Genomic DNA, 21,993 nt, shown 5'->3' on the forward strand with positions numbered 1-21,993 from the left:
CTGAATCAAAACAGTGATTTTGGGGCCGCTGCGCAGCCCAGCGGGAGCAAGCTCCCTCGCCACAAAGCGAAGTTAACGTTGTTTGAGACGATCAATCACGACGGCCAACAGCAAGATCGAACCGCGAATCACGTATTGATAGAACGTGTCGATGTTCTTCAGGTTCATCGCATTCTCAATGATCGCCAGAATCAACACCCCGGCAATCACATGCCGGATCATGCCGATCCCGCCGCTCAACGACACCCCGCCCAGCACGCACGCCGAGATCACCGTCAACTCAAACCCTTGGCCAATCATCGGCTGCCCGGAGGTCATCCGCGACGCCAGAATCACCCCGGCCAACGCGCCAATCACACCGTGCACGGCAAAGATGATGATCTTGGTCCGGTCAACGTTCACCCCGGCCAGCAACGCCGCTTCCTGGTTGCCGCCGATGGCCATGGTATTGCGCCCGTAGGTGGTGTAATTCAACAGCCAGCCGAAAAACAGGAAGCACACGATGGTGATCAGGATCGGCACCGGCACGCCAAACAACTGGCCGTTACCAAAGACGAAGAACGACTCCTGCGACACGCCGACCGCTTTGCCATTGGCAAAAATGTAAGCCAGGCCACGAACGATCTGCATGGTCGCCAGGGTGGTGATCAACGCGTTGACCCGCAGCTTGGCGATGACGATGCCGTTGATCAGCCCGACAATCAGCCCCATCACCAGCGCCGCACTCACGCCGAGAAACACACTGTCGGTGTCGCGCATCACCACCGCCGCGACCACGCCGGCACAGGCAATCACCGAGCCCACCGACAAATCGAAATGCCCGGACGCCAGGCAATACAGCATGGTGCAGGCCGCGATGCCCGTTGTCGAAATCGCCAGGCCCAGGCCGCGCATGTTCAGCGGCGACAGGAAGTTGTCGATCAGCAGCGTGCACAGCACGAAGATCCCGACCGCCGCCAGCAGCATCACCCAGTCGTCGAGAAAGCGCCGCAGGTCCAGAGGTTTGCGTGCAGTGGGCAGAGCGTTGTTTTGGATGGTCATAGTCACCTCTCAGTTCGCCACGCCGTCAGCACGTTGGCGCGGCAAAGCCAGTTGCAGCAGGTTGGATTCATTGGCCTCTGCGCGAGACAACTCGCCGCGCATCGCGCCTTCGCAGAGCACCAGGATGCGGTCGGAAATACCCATCACTTCCATCAGGTCGCTGGACACCACGATCACCGCGATGCCGCTGGCAGCCAGGTTATGGATGATCTGGTAGATCTCGGCTTTCGCGCCGATATCGATGCCGCGCGTCGGTTCATCGAGCAACAGGACTTTCATCGGCATCGACAGCCAACGGCCGAGAATGGCCTTCTGCTGATTGCCGCCGGACAGGTACATGATTTTCTGCTCGGCGCTCGGCGTCTTCACTTTCAGCGCCTTGATCTGCTTGTCGGCGTTGCCCTTTTCCCACAAGCCGCGCAACAGGCAACCGAACGTGGAATGGGCGCCGCGCGCGCTGATGTTGATGTTCTCGGCGACGCTGGCGAGCGGCAGGATGCCCTCCTTCTTGCGATCTTCGGGACACAGCAGAATCCCGGCCGCGATGGCATCGCGGGGGGAACGCAGTTTCACCTCATGACCACGAAGCTCCAGGCGTCCGGCGGTGTTGCGCGTCAGCCCGCTGAGTATCCGGAACAGCTCGGTACGCCCCGCGCCCACCAGGCCGAACAGCCCGAGAATCTCGCCCTTGTGCACCTCGAAACTCACCGGTTCACGCAGTCCCGGCCCGAGTAAACCGTCAACCTTGAGCGCCACGGCGCCCCGCTGGCGGCTGCGGTAATCGTAGATATCCTGAATGTCGCGCCCGACCATGCACGTCACCAACTGGTCGTGGGTCAGTTCGCTCATGTCCTCGAACGTGCGCACGTAGCGGCCGTCCTTGAACACCGTCACCGCGTTGCAGATGCGGAACACTTCTTCCATGCGATGGGACACGTAAAGCACCACTTTGCCTTCGTCGCGCAGACGCCCGATGATCGCCATCAAGCGATCGATTTCCCGCGCCGACAGGCTGCTGGTGGGTTCGTCGAAGGCAATCACATGCGCGCCACGGGACAACGCCTTCGCAATCTCCACCAGTTGTCGCTGACCGAGGGACAGGCGCCCGACTTTCTCTTGCGGGTCGATTTCATCGGCCAGGCCTTTGAGGCAGGCCAACGCTTGCTGGCGCAGTGCGCCTCGATTGATCAGGCCGAAACTGGCCGGCAGATGACCGAGGAACAGGTTCTCCGCCACGGTCATTTCCGGGACCAGATGCAGCTCTTGGTGGATCACCGCCACCCGGCTGGCGATGCTGTCGGCGGTGGACTTGAAGACCATCGTCTGCTCGCCGATCTGCAGGTCGCCGCTGCTCGGCGTGTAAGCACCGCCGAGGATTTTCAGCAGGGTCGATTTGCCGGCACCGTTCTCGCCCATCAAGGCGTGAACCTGCCCCGGATGAGCGACGAAACTGATGCCATCCAGCGCCTTCACCCCGGGAAACGTCTTGCCGATCCCGTTGAAGCGCAGGCTGCCGCCGACGCTGTGCTCATGTGTCTGTACTTGCGCGTGCATAAAACCACCTCATCACACAGATCAGGCGGCCCCGTCGCCAGGGCCGCCGATGAAATCAACCAGCCCTCAGTTCCACAGGCCGATCTTTTCCAGTTCCTGCTTGAAGTTCTCGCGAGTGATCAGCGTCACGTCGTCCATCGCGGTGTACTTCGGTGGTTCTTTGCCGGTGGTGACCCACTCGAACATCATGCTCGCGGTGTTGTAGCCTTCGATGTGAGGGCTCGGCAGCATCGAGCCGAAGAAACCGCTGTTGGCTTTCTTCAGTTCGCCGATGGCGTCGGTACCGTTGATGCCGATGCCGATCACGTTGGCAGCAGCGAAACCGGCGCTTTCGGTGGCGCGCACGCCGCCCAATACGGTGTTGTCGTTCATGCCGCCGATGATCAGGTTTTTCGCCGCGCCCGGCAGTTTCACCAGAGCCGAGTTGGTGGCGTCCATGCTGCCCGGTACGTCGAGGGTTTTCAGCGCCGAGAACAGGATGTGGTCTTTCGGCATTCCGGCATCTTCCAGCGCTTTGACCGAACCGTCGGTGCGCTTCTTGCCGGTGTCGAGTTCATTGAAGGTGTTGATCACCGCATAGGTTTCTTTCCAGTCCCAGCCGCGTTTTTTCGCTTCGGTGGCCATTGCCGCGCCCTGCTTCTGGCCGACTTCGAATGCGGCCATGCCGAGGTAAGGAACGTCTTCCATGAACTTGCCATTGGCATCGACGAAACGGTCATCGACAGCGATGACTTTCATACCATTGAGCTTAGCCTTGGCCATGATGGCCGGACCAAGGGAGACGTCCGGCGGGCAGATCACGAAGCCCTTTGCACCATTGGCTGCGAGGCTGTCGATGGCCGAGAGGGTTTTCTCGCCGTCAGGCACGGCGATTTTGATGACAGTGAAGCCCTTGTCTTTCCCGGCCTTTTCGGCGAATGCCCATTCGGTCTGGAACCAGGGCTCTTCCGCCTGCTTGACCAGGAAGCCGATTTTCACTTCCTCGGCCGCCAGCAGCGTGCTGCTCAAGCTGACCGCAGTGACCGCCAAAGCGGCACAGCACAGGGAACGGATCCCACGACGACGATTCATAGCTGACTCCTTGTTATTTTTTTTGAGCGTTATTTTGAAAGCCGGTACTGCAAATAGTCATATCGTATGATGATTGGATTTCAGACGGAACTCCGCGTCTGAAAGCCGTTTTGCTCAGTCGTGATACATGACCGAGCGTCCACCATCGATGGTGATGCATGAAGCATTGATGAACGGTGCTTCATCGCTGGCCAGGAAGACGGCCGTCATGGCCACTTCCATCGGTTGCCCGATACGACGCGGCGGATGCAGGTCGAATGCCCTCTGACGTTCGGCCTGGGGGTCGGCAAAACCGTTCCAGTAATCGACGTTCAATTGGGTTTCGATGTAGCCCGGCGCGATCGCATTCACGCGAATGCCCTTTGGCGCGTATTCGATGCCCAGCGCGCGGGTCAGCCCGAGCAAGCCGTGCTTGGCCACCGGGTACGGAAAGCAGCCCGGGATGATGTGGGTGGAATGGGTCGAAGCGATGTTGATGATGCTGCCGATGCCCTGCTCGATCATTTGCGGCAGCACGGCTTTGCAGCCATACCACGCGCCGTCGAGGTCGATGGCGAAGCAGCGATGCCAGTCTTCTTCGGTCATTTCCAGTGGATCGCGGAATACGTTGACCCCAGCGCAGTTGACCAATACGTCGATCCGGCCGTGACGCTCGACGGCCAACCTGGCCATCGCGTGCAGATCTTGCTGCCGGGAGACGTCGGCCTTGATGGCCTGGACATCGAAGCCTTTGTCCCGCCAGTGCGCCGCGACTTTCTCGACTTTTTCGGCCTGAATATCACTGATGATCAGTTTGGCCTGCTGCGACGCGAACGTGGCCACGATGGCCTCGCCGATGCCCTGCGCAGCGCCGGTCAGCAGCACGACCTTATTTTTCAGGCGCTCGCCTTTGGCTGGTTCGGGCACGGCGGGCAAGGAAAGAGGCTCAGCCATGGATCAAGCCCCCTTTTTTCAGGGACGACAAAAGCCGGGCATCTGTCGATGTCCGGTCAAAAGTCCTTTTGGAAAATCGCTGCATCACTTCACCTGTTTTGTTTTTTTAAGTGTGAGTGCGTGTAACTGATGGCCGACTATAAACCCGACCACCAAATAATCTCAATATATAATTTTACATCCCATATTTTGGGATTTTATCCAGCAAAGCGGGTGCAGGTTTTTCCGGGCACATCGACGCGAATCGACAGCAGCGCGCCGTCCAGCGGGTGGTTGAGCGGACTCGCGGCGCTTGTGACGTAAAGGGTTTTCAAGTCTTCGCCGCCGAACACGCAACTGGTGGGGCGGCTGACCGGCAATTCGATCACGCGGTCGACATAGCCATCCGGGGTTAGCCTGATCAGGCAGCTACCGTCCCAGCGGGCGTTCCAGATGAAACCCTCCGCATCCATCGCCGAGCCATCGGGGCCGCCCCGATCGTGGGGACCGAACCAGACATACGCGGTGTCCAGGTTGCCATCGGTGTGGACGAAATGGCGGTACAAGGTTTTGTCCATGCTGTCGGCGAAAAACAGCGTGGTCTCGTCCTCGCTCCACAGCAACGTGTTGGGAATGCCCAGCCCGCGAAGCAGCGGCGTGACCCGGGCGTCGCGGTCGATGCGAAACAGGCCGCCGGAGCGACGCACAATGGGCAGGTCTTCGCCATTTTCACCGATGTTGTTCTGCATGGTGCCAAGCCAGAGCCGACCCTGTGCATCGCAGCGGGCTTCGTTGGCGCGGTTGCCGGGTTGCGGGTCGGCGACGCAGAGCAAGGTCAGGCGCGGCTCAAGCCCCGGCGAATCAAGGTCCAGCCGATAGACGCCGCTGCTCAACGTCACGAGCGCATCGCCGCTTTCACAGGGGATGAACGCGGACACATGTTCCGGCATTTTCCAGATTTGCACGTTGGCGCCGATCAGCCGCAGGGCTTGCTTGCCGGCGATGTCCACCCAATACAGCGCCTGGGTCGGCACATCCCAGAACGGACCTTCACCGAGTTGTGCACGGTGTCCGGTAACCGCATTCCACGTCATGAAACCTCCTGTTGTTTTTGTATGTGGCGCAAGCCTCTCAGCCGGCTTTTTTGTCGGCCATGACTTTTGGATAAAAGCGTTTGATCGCCAGGTCCGCGTTATCGATCAGGGTCATGCAGGCCCAGACACCCCGCGCGGCATCCCGTGCGGCGATGGCGTCGGCCATGTCTTTGTGAATCGGCAGCGTGCGGCGCAATTCGTCCGGGTCGGCGGCGGACACTTCGAACGACACAGCCAACAACGCGCCAAGGGCCGGGACCATTTGTTCGATGAACTGGTTGTGGCTGGCGGCGAGTATGCACTCGTGGAAGACCTGGTCGGCGCGGTTGTAATCGACGCCGCTGTCCACCGCCCGTTCCAACGCGTTATAGGCCTGCTGGATCGCCTGGACCTGTTCGACCGTCGCGCGCTCACAGGCCCAGCGCACGGCCATCGGTTCGATGGTGCGGCGCAGATCGAGCAAGTCGTCGACGAAGTTTTCCGGCAAGCCGCTGCGCGAAAGCCAACCCACGACTTGCGGGTCGAAGAGGTTCCAGCGTCGCACCGGTAGCACCCGTGTACCGACTTTCGGCCCGACTTCGAGCATGCCTTTGGCGACCAGGGTTTTGATGGCTTCGCGGATGACCGTGCGACTGACACCCAACTGCTCACCCAGGTCGGCTTCGACCTTGATGGTTTCACCCGGCTTGACCTGGCCGGCGGCTATCCAGCAACCCAGCCAATCGACGGTCGACGCATGAAAACTGCTGGACATGGACACCTCGATGCAGGAGCGGCACAAAGCCGTTCGCGATGGGTGTCCACGCTAATCATCATACGATTGGGTGTCAATTTGATTTTTTGGATGACTCACACATCCAATGTGGGAGCGAGCCTGCTCGCGATGGCGGCGTAACAAGTAACATCTAGGTTGATGTTATGGCCTCATCGCGAGCAAGCCCGCCCCCACAGTGCTATGCGTTAAGGCTCAAGGCCGATGGGGAAGAATTCACCGCCGCTCCATACACCCAGCCAACGTTGCCCGTCGATCTCACGGGTCACGGCCAACTCCACCAGTTGGTAGAACACATTACGATGGATCAGGGCTTCGAGGTTGGTGCGCACATGCACGTAGGGTGCTGGCTCTTGCGTGACCGGGTCGATCACCACGCGAATCGGGTGTTCGGTGCCGGCGTCCGTGGTCTCGTCGACGTTGGTGGTGAAGCGCAGAAGCTGGGCTTCGCCCTCGCCTTCCACGTCCACGGCAATCGCCACAAACGGCGCATCATCGACCTTGATGCCCACTTTCTCGACCGGAGTGATCAGAAAATAGTCATCGCCATCGCGGCGAATGATGGTGGAAAACAATTTGACCATCGGCTTGCGCCCGATCGGCGTCCCCAGGTAATACCAGGTGCCGTCGCGGGCGATGCGCATGTCGATGTCGCCACAGAAATCAGGGTTCCACAGGTGGACCGGCGGCAAGCCTTTGGTTTTGGGGATTTGCCCCAACAAGTCGTTGGCTTTTTGCGGGCCACTCATGGCGTTCTCCTTGGATTACTGGTCGCTGAGACCAATCAGGCTGCGCGCGTATTGCTCAAGCGGCGGGCCGATCAGGTCTTGTGGCTTGTTATCGTGGAACGTCAGTAAACCGCCACGACTCTTGATACGTGCAGTATCAATCAAATACTGGGTGCTGGTCTCGATCAACATGATCTGAATCACGCCGCTGTCGATGCCCAAGCGATCCACGTATTCCTGATCGAGCCATTCGTCCGAGTTACCGATTCGGTCATCCGCCTTGGCGAACCGTGTGTAAAGCAGGTAATGGGCACCGGCGGCGCGGGCTTCACCCATGGCCTGGTCGAGACCTTCGGGCGCGCGCGCGCGGCGGACCATCGGGAAATATTCGATAAAGCCGTTGAAGGCTTCTTCAGCGACCACGTTAGGTCGCGGATAAGCACTGCCCGGCGGCGCGAAGGCACCTTGGGCGATGTAGATGAATGAGTCCGGCTGAATGCGCAGGTTATTCACCCGACGACTGTCGCTGTGATCCAGCAGCCCTGCATCGCTCATGTGGTAGCGAGTTCCTTCAGCCATATCGCTGACATTCATGCAGCCACCAAGCGCCAAAACGGCCAGCAGCAAAACCAGGCTACGCATCCTACCCTCCAGAGGCCGGTGACGGAAAACCGGCGAATGGCCATTGGATGCAGCTTCCGCGCCAGCTCAAGGATGTTGTGGCCTTATAGATAGCAATCGCGAGCAGGCTCGGAGCGGCGTTCGGACAATGAGGCCCGATCAGCCGCCAATAATCTTCATGATGGTCGCCCCCCCCGAGAACGCCACTTCCTGCTTGTCCCCCAAGGCTTTCACCAGAAGTCGCTGCAACGCCGGCAATGCCTGATGGCGCGGCTTGTCGAGCAGATCGCCGACATAGTGGCGATTGCTCGACGATAAACAGCCATGCAGCCAGCCGGTGGACGACAGGCGCAGGCGTGAACAAGTCCGGCAGAAGGGAACGCTTTCATTGGCGATCACACCGAAGTGCCCCAGCCCCGGTATTTGGTAACGCACGGCAGTGGCGTCTACGGGTGCATCGGCCTGCAAATACTCGTAACGCTCGCCAATCAGGCTCAGCAACTGCTGAAGGCTGACGAACTGTTGCAGGAAAGCGTTGTTGTCGCTGGCCAGATGACCCATGCGCATCAGCTCGATGAAGCGCAATTCATAGCCACGCTCCAGGCAGTAATCGAGCAGAGGCATCACTTGATCAAGGTTCTGGCCGCGCAGGGGCACCATGTTGACCTTGATTTTAAGGCCGGCGGCCTTTGCCTGATCCATCCCGTCGAGCACGGTCGCCAGGTCGCCGCCACGGGCAATGCTGCGGAACGCGCTGGCATCCAGGGTATCGAGGGAAACGTTGATGCGACGGATGCCGGCGTCTACCAGCAACGGCAGCTTCTTCGCCAGCAGCTGACCATTGGTAGTCAGGCTGATGTCTTCCAGGCCCATCTTGCCGACGGCCGTCATGAAGGCTTCGAGCTTGGGGCTGACCAGCGGCTCGCCACCGGTGATGCGCAAGCGCTCGATGCCCGCCGCTTCGATCAGGTACGCCACACCGCGCGCCATGGCGTCGGCCGACAATTCGTCCTGTGCAGCCACCAGCCGCTTGCCGTTGGGCACGCAGTAGGTACACGCGTAATTGCAGGCTGAGGTCAGGCTGATCCGCAGATTGCGGAAACGCCTGCCTTGACGGTCAACGATCATGGAGCACTCCGGCGAAAGGAATTTGAACGCGCAAAACTTGACTCACAAATCAAGTTTTAGCAAGTCCCATGCCTGAGTATATTCCTGAGGTACTGCGCCATATAGAGAAATCATGGCGCAATAAGGCAACTGAATGGTTCAGCTACTCGGAGTGTCGGTATCGCGCTTGCGCTTGTTGCCCATGCGCACGCCGATATCCATCAGGAACTGGAAGAAACCTTCCTGATCTTCCAGCACATTGCTCCAGAACGGCGAGTGATACAGCGCCACGGCACCGTGCACCAGCGCCCAGGACGCGCAGTAATGGAAGTAAGGCGGCACGTCTTCAAGCTTGCCTTCGCTGATCCGGCCCTTGATCAGCAAGGTCAGGCGTTCGAAGTTCGAGGCGCGGATCTTGTGCAGTTCCTCGACCATCTCCGGCACCTGGTTGCCCTTGACCACCTTCTCTTCCAGGCGATCGAACAAGCGATAGCGTTGCGGATCGCGCATGCGGAATTCGAAGTAGGCCCGGGACAGGGCTTCCTTGTCCTTGTCGACATCAGCCGAATGCAACAGCTCGTTCAGATCACGCTCGTAGTCGAGCATCAGGCGCAGATAGATCTCCGCCTTGGATTTGAAATGCTTGTAGATCGTGCCTTTGCCGATACCGACGGCATCAGCAATCATCTCGACGGTGACACTGTCTTCACCTTGGTCGAGGAACAGCTTGAGCGCGGTATCGAGAATTTCTTGCTCGCGGCGACGAAACTCACGGACCTTACGAGGTTCTTTATGCATAAGAAAAGGTCTGTAGGGGTCAAAATTCGAAGCCGCGTATTATGCCTAACTTGCGCCAAAATGCACGGATCATCCGACCATATCTGTGTTTCTTGATGATTTCACACAGGGTCGCCTGTTGATGAGAACACTTCCGAAGCGCCCGTATTCCAAAATTGTTTAAAAACCGGGACCGGTAAACTGGACTCGGCGCAATACTGATCAATACTTGAACTGTCGGCGGGGCATCTCCCCCAAGTGTCGCGTCGATATAGGTACCAACGGACCGCGTGCCTTTGTTTTACTCCTAATGGTCTTAACCCGGATTCACCCCCCAGAACCCGGGTTTTTTTTGCCTGCGATTCAGCCCTTCACATGCGCCAGCGGAAACAGGCGCTTGAAGTTTTCAGTGGTCTGTTCGGCAAATCGCTCGTAAGCCTCACCCCGCAACATTGCCAGAAACTCCGCCACCTCGCGCACGTACTGCGGCAGGTTGGGTTTGCCGCGATAAGGGATCGGCGCCAGGTACGGCGAGTCGGTTTCTACCAGCAATCGATCAGCCGGCACTTTGCTGGCGACGTCACGCAGCGCATCGGCATTGCGAAAAGTGACAATGCCTGACAGGGAAATGTAATAGCCCATGTCCAGTGCAGCCTTGGCCATGTCCCAGTCTTCCGTGAAGCAATGCAACACGCCCGCCTGAGGCAACGCAGCCTCGCGCAGCAAACTCAACGTATCGGCACGGGCGCCACGGGTGTGGATGATCACCGGTTTGCCTGTTTGCTGAGCCGCCTGCAGGTGCAAGCGAAACGATGCCTGCTGCAACTCTGCCGCTTCCGGCTCGTAGTGATAATCCAGGCCGGTTTCACCGATGGCCACGACACGGGGGTGATTGAGCTCACGCAACAACCAATCCAGCGCCGGAGCGGCACCCGGCTGTACATCCAGAGGATGCACGCCCACTGAACAGTCGACGTCGCCATAACGTTCGGCCAGGGCTTTGACATCCGCGGCATTTTCAACGCTGACGCCGATACATAAAAAGTGCCCTACCCCGCGCTGCCGGGCCGCATCAAGCGCGGCATCCAGTGAGCCGTCGTGGGCGGCGAGGTCAAGACGATCGAGGTGACAATGGGAATCTACGAGCATAAAAGGGCTGCAACTTACATCGTATGAGTGGGACGGTCGGACTTCAGGGCTCCGGCCAGATGGGTTTCGATTCGACTGCGCGCGGTGTTGTCGCCGTCGTTGAATTGTACGCCGACCCCGGCAGCCCGATTGCCCTGCGCACCGTTGGGCGTAATCCAGGCAACCTTGCCGGCTACCGGAATCTTATCGACCTCATCCATCAGGTTCAGCAGCATGAACACCTCGTCGCCCAACTTGTAGCTCTTGTTGGTCGGGATAAACAGGCCACCGTTCTTGATGAACGGCATGTAGGCCGCGTAAAGCACGGACTTGTCCTTGATGGTCAGGGACAAAATGCCGTTGCGCGGCCCCGGATTGACGGCTTCATTCATGCTGACCTCCATTGCTGATGATCAGAGTCTAGGCACAGACGATCACTTCTGGGTAGGCAAGGATGCCCATTGCACCAGCAGTGCCTCCAGCAACAAGGCCGGATTGAGGTTAGCTTTGCTCATGACCTTCTGACGCTGGGCGAGAATCCAGTCCTGGATATTCAAGACTTTATCCTGAGCGGTTTTCTGCGCCAGGTATTGAATGACCTTGCGCATGTCCGCCAACCCCAGCCCCTGCTCATCCTGGGTCAATTGATAGCGCAGGATCAGACTCGACCAGTCGCAGAACCAGTCGAACAACAGCAACTGCGGGACGGTTTTCCATTCTTCGGCCAATTGCGTCGGCGATTGCTGCTGCTTGAGCAGCTTCTTCACGCCTTCGACCACCAGAGCTCGCTGTTCGCGCACGCCTTGGGCCTGCAACTTGACCGCCGCCAGCGGGGAGCCGGCCGCCAGGGTCAGCAGTTCGATACGCTCTTCTTCCGAGCTGTCCGGCAGGGCCTTGGCCAGCCAGGCAAGACTCATCGCTTCGCTCGGCAGCGGACAAGCCTGCTGTACGCAGCGGCTCTTGATGGTCGGCAGCAGACGACTGGTCTGGTGGCTGACCAACAGCAAAACGGTGTCGCCGGACGGTTCCTCAAGACTTTTGAGCAAGGCGTTCGCGGCGTTGATGTTCATCGACTCGACCGGCTCGATCAACACCACCTTGCGCCCGCCCATTTGGGCGGTCTGGACCACGAAACTGACCAGATTGCGCACCTGATCGACCTTGATCGCCTTGTCGGCCTCTTCGGGTTCCAGGATGTAATTGTCGGGGTGGCTGCCGGCCTTGAGCAGCAGGCAGGACTTGCATTCACCGCAGGCATCCTGCGCGGTCGGACGCTGGCACAGCAAACTGGCCATCAACCGTTCCGCCAGCGCCCGCTTGCCGATCCCGGCCGGGCCATGCAGCAGATAGGCGTGCGCATGTTGCTTGCGACCGGCCAACTGCTGCCAGAGGCTGTCCTGCCACGGATACGCTTCAGCCACGGGCCAACTCCAGCAGGCGTGGCAGCAAGGCGTCCAGCGACTGCTGAACCTGTGCCAGCGGCTGAGCGGCATCGACCCGCACATAACGCGCCGGGTCAGCTTCAGCGCGCTTGAGGAACGCACTGCGCACGGCATCAAAAAAGGTTCGGCCTTCGAGTTCAAAACGATCCAGGCGACCGCGAGCGCTGGCGCGGGCCAGGCCCACTTCCACCGGCAAATCGAAGATCAGCGTCAGATCCGGGCGCAAATCGCCCTGCACAAAGGTTTCGAGGGCCGCGATACGCTCCAGCGACAAACCACGACCACCGCCCTGATAGGCGTAGGTCGAATCGGTAAAGCGATCACACAAGACCACCGCGCCACGGGCCAGCGCCGGGCGAATCACCTCGGCCAGATGCTGGGCGCGTGCGGCGAACACCAGCAGCAGCTCGGTGTCAGGGTTCATGACTTCATCAACCGGCGCCAACAGCACCTCGCGGATCCGCTCGGCCAAGGGCGTACCACCCGGCTCGCGGGTCAACACCACCTCGATACCGGCGGCGCGCAGGCGCTCGGCCAGGTATTCGCGGTTGGTGCTCTTGCCGGCGCCTTCCGGGCCTTCCAGGGTAATAAACAAGCCAGTCACGGGCAGTCCTTAATCAGAGTCATTGCGGGCTTTGCGGAGCCGGTGTGTCCGGCTCGGGCACGGGTTCGGGCGCCGGAGCGGGTTCTTGCGGCGCGTCTTGTGGCGCTACTTCTGGCAAAGCTTCGGGATCGGGATTGGGCGAAGCGGCCGGAATCGGCGCTTCGGCACCCGGTGTGTCGGCACTCGGAGTTTCTGGCGCGGAGACCGGTGCCGGACTGGACCGATAATCGGCACGACGCTTGAGCTGGAACTCGCGCACCGCATTATTGTGGGCGTCCAGATCATCGGAGAACACGTGGCTGCCGTCACCGCGAGCCACAAAGTAGAGGCTGTTGCCTGCCACCGGGTTCAACGCGGCATGGATCGCTTCGCGGCCGACCATGGCAATCGGGGTGGGTGGCAGGCCCGAAATCATATAGGTGTTGTACGGCGTGGCCTCCTTGAGGTGGGCGCGGGTCAACTTGCCGCTGTAGCGATCACCCAGGCCGTAGATCACCGTCGGATCGGTCTGCAGCAGCATGCCCATCGCCATGCGTCGCACGAACACGCCTGCAATCTGCCCGCGCTCCTGGGGCACACCGGTTTCCTTTTCAACCAGCGAGGCCATGATCAGCGCCTGATAGGGTTCGGTGTACGGCAAGTCAGCAGCGCGCTGCTCCCATTCCCTGGCCAGGACTTCGTCGAGGCGATCGTAGGCTTTTTTCAGCAGATCGACGTCGGTCATGCCCCGCACGAAGCGGTAAGTGTCGGGGAAGAACCGGCCCTCGGGAAAGATCCCGGTATGGCCCAGCTTGGTCATCACTTCGCTATCGCTCAAGCCGTTGAGGGTCTGCTCGAGTTTTTCATCCTTGGCCAATGCCGCCCGGACCTGATGAAAATTCCAGCCTTCGACCAGAGTCAGGCTGTATTGAACGATGTCCCCACGCTTCCACAGGTCGATCAGCCCTTCGACGGTCATGCCGGGCTGCATGCGGTATTCGCCCTTGTGCAAGGGTTGTCCGGCCAGATTGAAACGCCAATACACGCGCAACCAGAAAGCGTCCTTGATGACGCCATCGGCTTCGAGTCGATAGAAGGTGCGGGTGGGTGTCGTGCCTTTAGGCACTTCCAGCAGTTCTTCCTGGGTGATGTTCAGCGGCTGATTCAGCGCCGTATGAATCTTCCAGGCGGAGGCGCCCAGACACAGCCCTGCCAGAACCAATCCGGTTTCCAGCAGCAGCAACAATTTACGTCTCACGTATCAAGCATCCAGTAGCGCATGGGCAATGGTTTGGAGTTTACGGGTGAGCGGCCCAACCGGCCAGCTCAGCGCAGCATAGGCGCGCACCGGCCAAACGCCATACACGCTGTTGCAGACAAAGACTTCATCGGCCCATTGCAGCTGATCGAGGCTAATGTCGGTGATTTGCGTGGGGATCCCCAATGACTCGGCTTGAAACAATAATTCGGCACGCATCACACCCGCCACGCCGCAGCGCTTCAAATCGGCTGTGATCAACACGCCATCGCGCACCAGGAAAAGATTACTGAATACGCCTTCGATCACCCGCCCTGTCCTGTCGAGCATCAAGCCTTCGGCATGCTCGGTGTCCTGCCATTCGGAACGGGCTATGACCTGCTCCAGGCGGTTCAGGTGTTTGAGGCCGGCAAGCAGTGGTTGCCTGGACAGTCGCGTCGCACACGGGAACAGACGAACACCCTGCTCGCCATGAACGGCAGGATAAGCAGCGGGGGGATTTCCTTGCAGAATACGTCGGGCCTGAGCCGAAGGATCGGGAGCGTAACCACGCAGACTGTCGCCGCGGGTGAGGATGAGCTTGAGCACACCTTGACCCAGTGCGGCGGCATAGGCCAGCAGCTCACTGCGGATCAACTCGTGATCGGCAGTGATCGCCAGCCGTGAACAGCCATCGGCCAGACGCGACAGATGTCGGTCCAGCAACAAGGGTTGCCCACCACGCACGGCAATGGTCTCGAACAGACCATCACCGTAAGCCAGGCCGCGATCCTTCAGCGACAAAGCGTCAGCCGGCTGACCGTCGACCCAGCTGTCCATCAGTCAGCGAACCGGCGGAACACCAGCGAGCCGTTGGTACCGCCAAATCCGAAGGAGTTGGAGAGCACCACATCGATATCCATATTGCGCGCGGTGTGCGGCACGAAATCGAGATCGCAGCCTTCGTCCGGTTCATCGAGGTTGATGGTCGGTGGCGCTACCTGGCTATTGATCGCCAGCACGCTGAAGATCGCCTCGACTGCGCCTGCTGCACCCAGCAAGTGACCGGTCATGGACTTGGTCGAACTGACGGCCAGTTTGTAGGCGTGATCGCCGAACACCGACTTGATTGCACAGGCTTCGGCGAGATCGCCGGCCGAGGTCGAGGTGCCGTGGGCGTTGATGTACTGGACCTGATCGCCATTGATCCTGGCGTCGCGCAAGGCATTAGTGATGCAACGGGCAGCACCGGCGCCATCGGCGGGAGGCGAAGTCATGTGGTAGGCATCGCCGCTGGTGCCGAAACCGATCAGCTCGGCATAGATGGTCGCGCCGCGCGCCTTGGCGTGCTCCAGCTCTTCGAGAACCAGGGCGCCGGCACCGTCGGACAAAACGAAGCCATCACGGCCCTTGTCCCATGGACGGCTGGCACGGGTTGGCTCGTCGTTGCGGGTCGACAGCGCACGGGAAGCACCGAAGCCACCCATGCCCAGACCGCAAGCCGCCATCTCGGCGCCGCCGGCAATCATCACGTCGGCTTCGTCGTACATGATGTTGCGCGCAGCCATGCCAATGCAGTGCGTACCGGTGGTACACGCGGTGGCGATGGCGTAGTTAGGTCCCTGTGCACCCAAGTGGATGGACAGAAAACCGGAAATCATATTGATGATCGAGCCAGGCACGAAAAACGGAGAAATCCGTCGTGGCCCGGAATCATGCAGGGTGCGGCTGGTTTCTTCGATATTGGTCAGACCGCCAATACCCGACCCCATGGCCACGCCGATGCGTTCACGGTTGGCGTCGGTGACTTCAAGGCCTGCGTTACGTACAGCCTGAAAACCTGCGGCCAGACCGTACTGAATGAACAGGTCGAGCTTTCGAGCTTCCTTGACCGACAGGTATTCCTCGACATTGAAGCCCTTTACCGAGCCGCCAAAACGGGTGGAATAGGCAGAAAGGTCGGTGTGTTCGATCAGACCAATGCCACTGCGGCCAGCCAGAATGCCCTGCCAACTGCTTGGCACATCCGTGCCCAGTGGCGACAACATACCCATACCGGTGACTACGACGCGTCTACGCGACACAGCACTCTCCTTTTTCAAATGACGACTTTGCATCAGGCCTAAAGAAAAAACCGCACGCCGTGATGGCAGTGCGGTTTTTCCATGACAGCAAGCAACGATTACAAGCTATTAAGCCTGGTGGTTAGTAACGTAATCGATTGCGGCTTGTACAGTAGTGATCTTCTCAGCTTCTTCGTCAGGGATTTCGGTCTCGAATTCCTCTTCCAGAGCCATCACCAGCTCAACGGTGTCAAGGGAGTCGGCACCCAGGTCTTCAACGAAGGAAGCAGTGTTGACCACTTCTTCTTCTTTAACGCCCAGTTGCTCAGCAACGATTTTCTTGACGCGCTCTTCGATGGTGCTCATACCTTGTTTTCACTCCTAATGGACAAATTCAGGCAGCTGGCCAGTGGGTAAGTGTATAGAAAGACTTTTCAGTTTTTCAACTGAAAGCTTCACTCCTCAAACCCGACGGCCCTCTGCCTATAAATAGATTGCAGCTTTATAACGGATTTTAGACAGCTCGTATGACATTTTTTTGAAGCAATCCGTCACATTTAACTCATGTACATCCCGCCGTTCACCGGGATTGTAGCCCCAGTAACGTAAGCCGCACCGTCGGATGCAAGAAAAGCGACCACAGACGCGATCTCTTGAGCTTGCCCCAGACGGCCCAGCGGAATCTGCGTCTGCAAGGCTTCACGCTGTGCCTCAGGCAGTTCGCGGGTCATATCGGTGTCGATGAACCCAGGGGCCACCGAGTTTACCGTAATCGAACGCGAACCGACTTCACGCGCCAGTGCACGGCTGAAACCTTCCAGACCGGCCTTGGCGGCTGCGTAGTTTACTTGGCCTGCGTTGCCCATGGCACCCACAACCGAGCCAATACTGATAATTCGTCCCCAACGGGCTTTGGTCATACCGCGCAAAACGCCCTTGGACAGGCGGAACAGACTGTTCAGGTTGGTATCGACGACGTCATGCCATTCGTCATCTTTCATGCGCATCATCAGATTATCGCGGGTGATACCGGCATTGTTGACCAGGATCGCCGGCGCACCGAACTGTGCTGTGATGCTCGCCAATACGGCAGCAACGGATTCGTCGCTGGTGACATTGAGTTCCAGACCAGTGCCTTGAATACCATTTTCTTTCAGGGTAGCGGCAATACGCTCGGCGCCGGAAGCGGACGTCGCGGTACCGACAACAATAGCGCCCTGACGACCCAGTTCCAGGGCGATGGCCTGGCCGATACCGCGGCTCGCACCGGTGACCAGTGCAACTTTACCTTGCAGACTCATGCAAGTTTCTCCTGATTCAGGCCAGCGCTGCACGGGCGGCAGCGAAAGCGTCTGGGGTATTGAGGTTGGATGTCGACACGCCTTCGGCGCAACGCTTGTTCAGGCCGGCGAGTACTTTGCCAGGGCCGCATTCGACCAGTTGGGTCGCGCCCTTGGCGGCCAGCGCCTGGACCGACTCAACCCAGCGTACAGGCTTGTAGAGCTGCTCAAGCAGGTCGCGCTTGAGGGTTTCCAGATCGGCCGGCACATTGGCGCTGACGTTCTGCACCACAGGGATCTGCGGAGCCTGCCAGTCAATGGCAGCGATCGACTCAGCGAAACGCTCGGCTGCCGGACGCATCAATTCGCAGTGGGACGGCACGCTGACCGGCAACGGCATGGCACGCTTGGCACCACGAGCCTTGCAGCCTTCGATGGCGCGTTCGACCGCAGCCTTGGCACCGGCGATCACGACCTGGCCCGGGGAGTTGAAGTTGACCGCGCTGACCACTTCGCCTTGCGCCGCTTCGGCACAGGCGGCCAACACGTCAGCATCTTCCAGACCCAGGATTGCGGCCATGCCGCCCTGCCCGGCCGGAACCGCTTCCTGCATCAACTGACCACGGCGCTCCACCAGCTTGACGGCGGCGCCCAGGCTGAGGCTGCCCGCCGCGACCAGTGCGCTGTACTCGCCCAGGCTGTGACCGGCAACGTAAGCCGGACGCGCGCCGCCTTCCGCCAGCCACAGACGCCACAAGGCGATCGAGGCAGTCAGAATGGCCGGCTGGGTTTTATCGGTTTGATTGAGTTGCTCTTCCGGCCCTTGCTGGGTCAGTGCCCACAGGTCGTAACCCAGAGCATCGGAAGCTTCTTTGAATGTTTCGAGGACAACCGGATGTTGTGCGCCCAACTCGGCCAGCATGCCGAGGGACTGCGAACCCTGTCCTGGAAAGACGAATGCGAGGGAAGCAGACATGTAACAAGCCCCTAATGATCTTGTCGTCGGAGAATTTGACGTCCCGCTTGGGGGACGCAAGAAACTGACAGTTGGATGGCCAATTGAACTGAGCGGTCACATTTAAGCATTGTCCGACGAAAACGCCTAAAGCAACAAATCCTCCAGACGACCGTGAATGCGTTCCGGAAGGTTTTCCTGGATCTCGATCAGCGCACGGGAAATGGCACTCTGAAAACCCTGAACTCCGGCCGAACCGTGGCTTTTCACCACAATCCCCTGCAAACCCAGGAAGCTTGCGCCGTTATGTCGCGCAGGCGCCAGATCGGCCTGCAAACGCTTCATCAGGGGTAGCGCCAGCGCGCCGATCATTTTCGAGGCGAGGTTTTTCTTGAACAAGGCTTCGATGCGCCCGGCAATCATGGTCGCCAGGCCTTCGCTGGACTTGAGCAGGATATTGCCGACAAAGCCGTCACACACCACCACGTCCGCCTCGCCCCGGTACAATCCGTCACCTTCGACAAAGCCGATGTAGTTGATGCCGCGAGCACTTTGCAACAAGGTCGCCGCCAGCTTGACCTGCTGATTACCCTTGATGTCTTCGGTGCCGATGTTCAGCAAGGCCACCCGCGGGCGAACAATGCCGAGGGTTTCTGCCGCCACCGAGCCCATCACCGCAAATTGCAATAAATGCTCGGCACTGCAATCAACGTTGGCGCCGAGGTCGAGCAACTGGCAATAACCCTTCTGCGTTGGAATCGCCGCCACCATCGCCGGCCGATCGATGCCGGGCAACGTCTTGAGCACAAACCGCGACAACGCCATCAGCGCACCGGTATTGCCGGCACTGACACAGGCCTGAACCTTGCCATCACGCAACAACTCAAGCGCCACGCGCATCGACGAGTCAGGCTTGCCACGCAAGGCCTGGGCAGGCTTTTCGTCCATGGCGATGACTTCGGACGCCGGAGCAATCGACAGGCGCGAGCGATCCACAGCCGATTGGCCAGAGAGCAATTCTTCAAGAAGAGAGGGTTGACCGACGAGGGTCAGGTGCAGCGAGGGCGTAGCAGACAGACAAGCAAGGCTGGCCTGAACAATGCTGCGGGGACCGAAGTCCCCGCCCATTGCGTCAATCGCGATGACTTGAGCAGACAAGTGATTACTCGTCAGCGCCCTTGTCGATCACTTTACGGCCACGGTATACGCCTTCTGGCGATACGTGGTGACGCAGGTGAATTTCACCGGTGGTTTTTTCTACAGACAGAGTGCTTGCCGTCAGGGCGTCGTGCGAACGACGCATGTCACGGGCAGAGCGGGATTTTTTGTTCTGCTGAACAGCCATAATTGATTAACTCCTAAACGTTTGGGTCACGCTTTAACTGCGCCAATACACTGAACGGGTTGGACCGCGTTACCTCGTCCTCGCTCGGTTCGGGCTCATCGAGACCCGCCGGCTGCTGGCATTCTTCCGGATGATGAGCAGGCACAATGGGCAAGGCGAGCAGAAGCTCCTCCTCGATCAGTGACTGCAGATCCAATGGATCTTCGCCCAGTTCCAGCACGTCATAACCTTTCGGCAACGACTGGGTATTCGCACCCTCCTTCACCACAGCATAACTGCATTCGCTATGGATCGGCAGGGTGACCAGCTCAAGACAACGCTGGCAAACCATTTTGACTTCGGTGTCGATAAAACTGTGGATTACCACAGACTTACGTTCATCTCGTTCAAAAACGAATTTAGCCTGCACCGTACCGACAGTATCGGAAAGCGGGTCGCAGAGTCTCTCCAAATCGGCCAGCAGCAGTTCACCTTGAAGGGTGGTGCCACGGTCAGCCAATTTGCGCGGGTCAACGTGAGGTGGAATCGGGTCATTCAACATAGGCGCAGCATTATAGGGATGCACCCAGCCATGTCAAAGGAAATTCAGCCCTGTCCGTCACTTGGAAGCCTCGGTAGAATTCGCGCCTGTCTTCCGGAGATACGCATGCTGCCTTTATTACTCGCTTCAAGCTCGGTTTATCGCCGGCAATTGCTGGCCCGCTTGCAGCTGCCATTCACCTGCAGCTCACCGGATATCGATGAAAGCCATCGCTCCGGCGAGACGGCCATCGAACTGGTAAAACGCCTTGCCGAAGAAAAAGCCCGGGCACTGGCCGGCAGCCATCCTGCTCATCTGATTATCGGCTCCGACCAGGTTGCCGTCCTCGGCGATCGAATCATCGGCAAACCCCACACCTTCGAGAAGGCCCGCGAACAACTACTGGCATCCAGCGGTGCCAGCGTGACCTTCCTGACGGGCCTGGCGCTGCTCAACAGCCAGACCGGCGACTGCCAGGTCGACTGCGTGCCTTTCACCGTGCACATGCGCACCCTCGACCCGGCACGCATCGAGCGCTACCTGCACGCCGAACAGCCCTACGACTGCGCTGGCAGCTTCAAGGCCGAAGGCTTGGGGGTGAGCCTGTTTCAAAGCACCGAAGGCCCTGACGCCACCAGCCTGATCGGCCTGCCGCTGATTCGCCTGATCGACATGCTACTGGCCGAGGGCGTGCAAATTCCCTGAACACAAAAAACCGGCCACTGCGGCCGGTTTTCTGGTGCAACCAAAGAATCAACGCAACGAAGGCCCCTGGAAGCCCATCCACATCGCCAGTTGCTCAGCCACGCTGGCACCGAGCTTTTTCGAGAAACGATCAAATGGCGATTCCTGAACGGTGAAATCCACCAGTTCCTTCTCGCCAATTACATCGCGCGCCACCGAACTGGCACTCCCCAGGCCATCGATCAGACCCAGCGGCAACGCCTGCTCACCGTTCCAGACCAGCCCGGAGAATAACTCTGGATGCTCTTTATCCTTGAGACGGTCGCCACGGCCCTTCTTCACGCTGTTGATGAACTGCTGGTGCGTGGTATCAAGAACGCCCTGCCAGAACTGAGTTTCCTCAGGCTTCTGCGGCTGGAACGGGTCGAGGAACGACTTGTGCTCGCCGGACGTGTAGGTCCGACGCTCGACGCCAAGCTTCTCCATGGTGCCGACGAAACCATAACCGGCCGCCGTCACACCAATGGAACCGACCAGACTCGCCTTGTCGGCATAAATCTGATCCGCCGCGCTGGCGATGTAGTAAGCACCGGAAGCGCCCAGGTCAGAGATCACCGCGTACACCTTGGTATCCGGGTGCAAGCCGCGCAGACGGACGATCTCGTCATACACATAACCCGACTGCACCGGACTGCCGCCCGGGCTATTGATGCGCAGGACCACACCCTTGACCTTCTCATCCTCGAAGGCTGCACGCAGACTGCCAACAATGTTGTCGGCGCTGGCCGGCTCCTTGTCGGCGATCACGCCGGTCACATCGATCAACGCCGTGTAGTGGGAACCGCGGGTCGCGCTTTTTTCCATGTCCATGAGCGGCGTGAACAGAATCAACGCGCCAAACAGGTACACAAAGGTCAGCAATTTAAAGAAAATACCCCAGCGACGAGACCGGCGCTGCTCCTGGACACTGGCCAGCAGGGTCGTTTCCAGCAGCTTCCAGCTTTTTTCGTCACCGCTCTCTGCACTCGCCTTGGCGGGCGCTTTCCATTCGTCGGTCATGACATCTACCCCAGCAAAAA

Annotated in this window: 25 protein-coding genes; 1 reads left to right on the top strand and 24 read right to left on the bottom strand. The window is 59.2% G+C overall.

All coding sequences use genetic code 11. The annotated features are described in order from the left end of the window. Nucleotides 1-72 precede the first annotated feature (72 nt). The 23 genes from araH to FHL16_RS08270 all read right to left on the bottom strand — a co-directional run bounded on the left by araH (nucleotide 73) and on the right by FHL16_RS08270 (nucleotide 20,251). Nucleotides 73-1,041 (bottom strand): L-arabinose ABC transporter permease AraH, encoded by a 969-nt coding sequence (gene araH / locus FHL16_RS08160; protein ID WP_010461824.1) that lies wholly within the window; start codon nucleotides 1,039-1,041, stop codon nucleotides 73-75. Between the two features lie 9 nt (nucleotides 1,042-1,050). Further along, the gene (araG, locus tag FHL16_RS08165) at nucleotides 1,051-2,595 is read right to left on the bottom strand and encodes an L-arabinose ABC transporter ATP-binding protein AraG (RefSeq protein ID WP_077747990.1); all 1,545 of its coding nucleotides are present in this window, start codon (nucleotides 2,593-2,595) and stop codon (nucleotides 1,051-1,053) included. A gap of 66 nt (nucleotides 2,596-2,661) precedes the next feature. Then, nucleotides 2,662-3,666, bottom strand: a complete 1,005-nt coding sequence (locus FHL16_RS08170; protein ID WP_010461828.1) for a substrate-binding domain-containing protein — start codon at nucleotides 3,664-3,666, stop codon at nucleotides 2,662-2,664. 114 nt (nucleotides 3,667-3,780) lie between these two features. Further along, the gene (locus tag FHL16_RS08175; RefSeq protein WP_077747991.1) at nucleotides 3,781-4,599 is read right to left on the bottom strand and encodes an SDR family oxidoreductase; all 819 of its coding nucleotides are present in this window, start codon (nucleotides 4,597-4,599) and stop codon (nucleotides 3,781-3,783) included. A gap of 197 nt (nucleotides 4,600-4,796) precedes the next feature. After that, nucleotides 4,797-5,672, bottom strand: coding sequence for an SMP-30/gluconolactonase/LRE family protein (locus tag FHL16_RS08180; protein ID WP_077747992.1), 876 nt, complete (start codon nucleotides 5,670-5,672; stop codon nucleotides 4,797-4,799). 37 nt (nucleotides 5,673-5,709) lie between these two features. Beyond that, entirely contained in the window at nucleotides 5,710-6,426 is a 717-nt protein-coding gene (locus FHL16_RS08185; RefSeq protein WP_010461836.1) for a FadR/GntR family transcriptional regulator, read from the bottom strand. 206 nt (nucleotides 6,427-6,632) lie between these two features. Continuing rightward, nucleotides 6,633-7,193, bottom strand: a complete 561-nt coding sequence (locus tag FHL16_RS08190) for a DUF1285 domain-containing protein (RefSeq protein WP_010461838.1) — start codon at nucleotides 7,191-7,193, stop codon at nucleotides 6,633-6,635. A 15-nt stretch (nucleotides 7,194-7,208) separates the two neighbouring features. Then, the gene (locus tag FHL16_RS08195) at nucleotides 7,209-7,814 is read right to left on the bottom strand and encodes a DUF4823 domain-containing protein (protein ID WP_010461840.1); all 606 of its coding nucleotides are present in this window, start codon (nucleotides 7,812-7,814) and stop codon (nucleotides 7,209-7,211) included. Nucleotides 7,815-7,952: 138 nt separating this feature from the next. Next, nucleotides 7,953-8,921 (bottom strand): GTP 3',8-cyclase MoaA, encoded by a 969-nt coding sequence (locus FHL16_RS08200; protein WP_010461842.1) that lies wholly within the window; start codon nucleotides 8,919-8,921, stop codon nucleotides 7,953-7,955. Between the two features lie 138 nt (nucleotides 8,922-9,059). Continuing rightward, complete coding sequence (locus FHL16_RS08205; RefSeq protein WP_008152317.1) at nucleotides 9,060-9,698, bottom strand: TetR/AcrR family transcriptional regulator; 639 nt, start codon at nucleotides 9,696-9,698, stop codon at nucleotides 9,060-9,062. Nucleotides 9,699-10,040: 342 nt separating this feature from the next. Continuing rightward, entirely contained in the window at nucleotides 10,041-10,826 is a 786-nt protein-coding gene (locus FHL16_RS08210; RefSeq protein WP_077747993.1) for a TatD family hydrolase, read from the bottom strand. 14 nt (nucleotides 10,827-10,840) lie between these two features. Then, a complete protein-coding gene (locus FHL16_RS08215) occupies nucleotides 10,841-11,197 on the bottom strand; it encodes a PilZ domain-containing protein (RefSeq protein WP_077747994.1) in 357 nt (118 codons plus the stop codon). Between the two features lie 42 nt (nucleotides 11,198-11,239). After that, nucleotides 11,240-12,226, bottom strand: a complete 987-nt coding sequence (locus FHL16_RS08220) for a DNA polymerase III subunit delta' (RefSeq protein WP_010461847.1) — start codon at nucleotides 12,224-12,226, stop codon at nucleotides 11,240-11,242. Then, nucleotides 12,219-12,851, bottom strand: coding sequence for a dTMP kinase (tmk, locus tag FHL16_RS08225; RefSeq protein ID WP_010461848.1), 633 nt, complete (start codon nucleotides 12,849-12,851; stop codon nucleotides 12,219-12,221). The genes FHL16_RS08220 and tmk overlap by 8 nt, the downstream gene beginning before the upstream one ends. Nucleotides 12,852-12,870: 19 nt before the next feature. After that, complete coding sequence (mltG, locus tag FHL16_RS08230) at nucleotides 12,871-14,088, bottom strand: endolytic transglycosylase MltG (RefSeq protein WP_042932290.1); 1,218 nt, start codon at nucleotides 14,086-14,088, stop codon at nucleotides 12,871-12,873. A 3-nt stretch (nucleotides 14,089-14,091) separates the two neighbouring features. Further along, nucleotides 14,092-14,907, bottom strand: a complete 816-nt coding sequence (pabC, locus tag FHL16_RS08235; protein WP_010461852.1) for an aminodeoxychorismate lyase — start codon at nucleotides 14,905-14,907, stop codon at nucleotides 14,092-14,094. Continuing rightward, nucleotides 14,907-16,151 carry a beta-ketoacyl-ACP synthase II gene (gene fabF / locus FHL16_RS08240; RefSeq protein WP_008152330.1) on the bottom strand — a complete coding sequence of 415 codons (1,245 nt, stop codon included), beginning with the start codon at nucleotides 16,149-16,151 and terminating at the stop codon, nucleotides 14,907-14,909. The genes pabC and fabF overlap by 1 nt, the downstream gene beginning before the upstream one ends. 108 nt (nucleotides 16,152-16,259) lie before the next feature. Next, nucleotides 16,260-16,496, bottom strand: a complete 237-nt coding sequence (gene acpP / locus FHL16_RS08245; RefSeq protein WP_003442511.1) for an acyl carrier protein — start codon at nucleotides 16,494-16,496, stop codon at nucleotides 16,260-16,262. 191 nt (nucleotides 16,497-16,687) lie between these two features. After that, nucleotides 16,688-17,431 carry a 3-oxoacyl-ACP reductase FabG gene (fabG, locus tag FHL16_RS08250; protein WP_010461854.1) on the bottom strand — a complete coding sequence of 248 codons (744 nt, stop codon included), beginning with the start codon at nucleotides 17,429-17,431 and terminating at the stop codon, nucleotides 16,688-16,690. A gap of 16 nt (nucleotides 17,432-17,447) precedes the next feature. Then, nucleotides 17,448-18,386 (bottom strand): ACP S-malonyltransferase, encoded by a 939-nt coding sequence (fabD, locus tag FHL16_RS08255; protein WP_042932292.1) that lies wholly within the window; start codon nucleotides 18,384-18,386, stop codon nucleotides 17,448-17,450. Between the two features lie 126 nt (nucleotides 18,387-18,512). Next, nucleotides 18,513-19,523, bottom strand: a complete 1,011-nt coding sequence (gene plsX / locus FHL16_RS08260; protein WP_077747995.1) for a phosphate acyltransferase PlsX — start codon at nucleotides 19,521-19,523, stop codon at nucleotides 18,513-18,515. Nucleotides 19,524-19,527: 4 nt separating this feature from the next. Beyond that, on the bottom strand, nucleotides 19,528-19,710 hold the full coding sequence (gene rpmF, locus FHL16_RS08265) for a 50S ribosomal protein L32 (protein WP_008152339.1): 183 nt from the start codon (nucleotides 19,708-19,710) through the stop codon (nucleotides 19,528-19,530). Nucleotides 19,711-19,723: 13 nt separating this feature from the next. Next, complete coding sequence (locus tag FHL16_RS08270) at nucleotides 19,724-20,251, bottom strand: YceD family protein (RefSeq protein WP_004371317.1); 528 nt, start codon at nucleotides 20,249-20,251, stop codon at nucleotides 19,724-19,726. 105 nt (nucleotides 20,252-20,356) lie between these two features. On the opposite strand from FHL16_RS08270, the gene FHL16_RS08275 reads away from it, so the two are divergent. Continuing rightward, nucleotides 20,357-20,935, top strand: coding sequence for a Maf family protein (locus FHL16_RS08275; protein ID WP_077747996.1), 579 nt, complete (start codon nucleotides 20,357-20,359; stop codon nucleotides 20,933-20,935). A 48-nt stretch (nucleotides 20,936-20,983) separates the two neighbouring features. Here FHL16_RS08275 and sppA read toward each other — a convergent pair whose 3' ends face one another. Then, a complete protein-coding gene (sppA, locus tag FHL16_RS08280) occupies nucleotides 20,984-21,973 on the bottom strand; it encodes a signal peptide peptidase SppA (protein ID WP_010461867.1) in 990 nt (329 codons plus the stop codon). Nucleotides 21,974-21,993 lie beyond the last annotated feature (20 nt).

The sequence above is a fragment of the Pseudomonas sp. FSL W5-0299 genome (assembly GCF_005930655.1).
GTDB classification, from domain to species: domain Bacteria; phylum Pseudomonadota; class Gammaproteobacteria; order Pseudomonadales; family Pseudomonadaceae; genus Aquipseudomonas; species Aquipseudomonas mandelii.

What these genes read in the sequence shown, in the direction of transcription:
- araH (WP_010461824.1), bottom strand. Translation starts at nt 1,041, where the DNA reads ATGACCATCCAAAACAACGCTCTGCCCACTGCACGCAAACCTCTGGAC.
- araG (WP_077747990.1), bottom strand. Translation starts at nt 2,595, where the DNA reads ATGCACGCGCAAGTACAGACACATGAGCACAGCGTCGGCGGCAGCCTG.
- FHL16_RS08170 (WP_010461828.1), bottom strand. Translation starts at nt 3,666, where the DNA reads ATGAATCGTCGTCGTGGGATCCGTTCCCTGTGCTGTGCCGCTTTGGCG.
- FHL16_RS08175 (WP_077747991.1), bottom strand. Translation starts at nt 4,599, where the DNA reads ATGGCTGAGCCTCTTTCCTTGCCCGCCGTGCCCGAACCAGCCAAAGGC.
- FHL16_RS08180 (WP_077747992.1), bottom strand. Translation starts at nt 5,672, where the DNA reads ATGACGTGGAATGCGGTTACCGGACACCGTGCACAACTCGGTGAAGGT.
- FHL16_RS08185 (WP_010461836.1), bottom strand. Translation starts at nt 6,426, where the DNA reads ATGTCCAGCAGTTTTCATGCGTCGACCGTCGATTGGCTGGGTTGCTGG.
- FHL16_RS08190 (WP_010461838.1), bottom strand. Translation starts at nt 7,193, where the DNA reads ATGAGTGGCCCGCAAAAAGCCAACGACTTGTTGGGGCAAATCCCCAAA.
- FHL16_RS08195 (WP_010461840.1), bottom strand. Translation starts at nt 7,814, where the DNA reads ATGCGTAGCCTGGTTTTGCTGCTGGCCGTTTTGGCGCTTGGTGGCTGC.
- FHL16_RS08200 (WP_010461842.1), bottom strand. Translation starts at nt 8,921, where the DNA reads ATGATCGTTGACCGTCAAGGCAGGCGTTTCCGCAATCTGCGGATCAGC.
- FHL16_RS08205 (WP_008152317.1), bottom strand. Translation starts at nt 9,698, where the DNA reads ATGCATAAAGAACCTCGTAAGGTCCGTGAGTTTCGTCGCCGCGAGCAA.
- FHL16_RS08210 (WP_077747993.1), bottom strand. Translation starts at nt 10,826, where the DNA reads ATGCTCGTAGATTCCCATTGTCACCTCGATCGTCTTGACCTCGCCGCC.
- FHL16_RS08215 (WP_077747994.1), bottom strand. Translation starts at nt 11,197, where the DNA reads ATGAATGAAGCCGTCAATCCGGGGCCGCGCAACGGCATTTTGTCCCTG.
- pabC (WP_010461852.1), bottom strand. Translation starts at nt 14,907, where the DNA reads ATGGACAGCTGGGTCGACGGTCAGCCGGCTGACGCTTTGTCGCTGAAG.
- acpP (WP_003442511.1), bottom strand. Translation starts at nt 16,496, where the DNA reads ATGAGCACCATCGAAGAGCGCGTCAAGAAAATCGTTGCTGAGCAACTG.
- fabG (WP_010461854.1), bottom strand. Translation starts at nt 17,431, where the DNA reads ATGAGTCTGCAAGGTAAAGTTGCACTGGTCACCGGTGCGAGCCGCGGT.
- fabD (WP_042932292.1), bottom strand. Translation starts at nt 18,386, where the DNA reads ATGTCTGCTTCCCTCGCATTCGTCTTTCCAGGACAGGGTTCGCAGTCC.
- rpmF (WP_008152339.1), bottom strand. Translation starts at nt 19,710, where the DNA reads ATGGCTGTTCAGCAGAACAAAAAATCCCGCTCTGCCCGTGACATGCGT.
- FHL16_RS08270 (WP_004371317.1), bottom strand. Translation starts at nt 20,251, where the DNA reads ATGTTGAATGACCCGATTCCACCTCACGTTGACCCGCGCAAATTGGCT.
- FHL16_RS08275 (WP_077747996.1), top strand. Translation starts at nt 20,357, where the DNA reads ATGCTGCCTTTATTACTCGCTTCAAGCTCGGTTTATCGCCGGCAATTG.
- sppA (WP_010461867.1), bottom strand. Translation starts at nt 21,973, where the DNA reads ATGACCGACGAATGGAAAGCGCCCGCCAAGGCGAGTGCAGAGAGCGGT.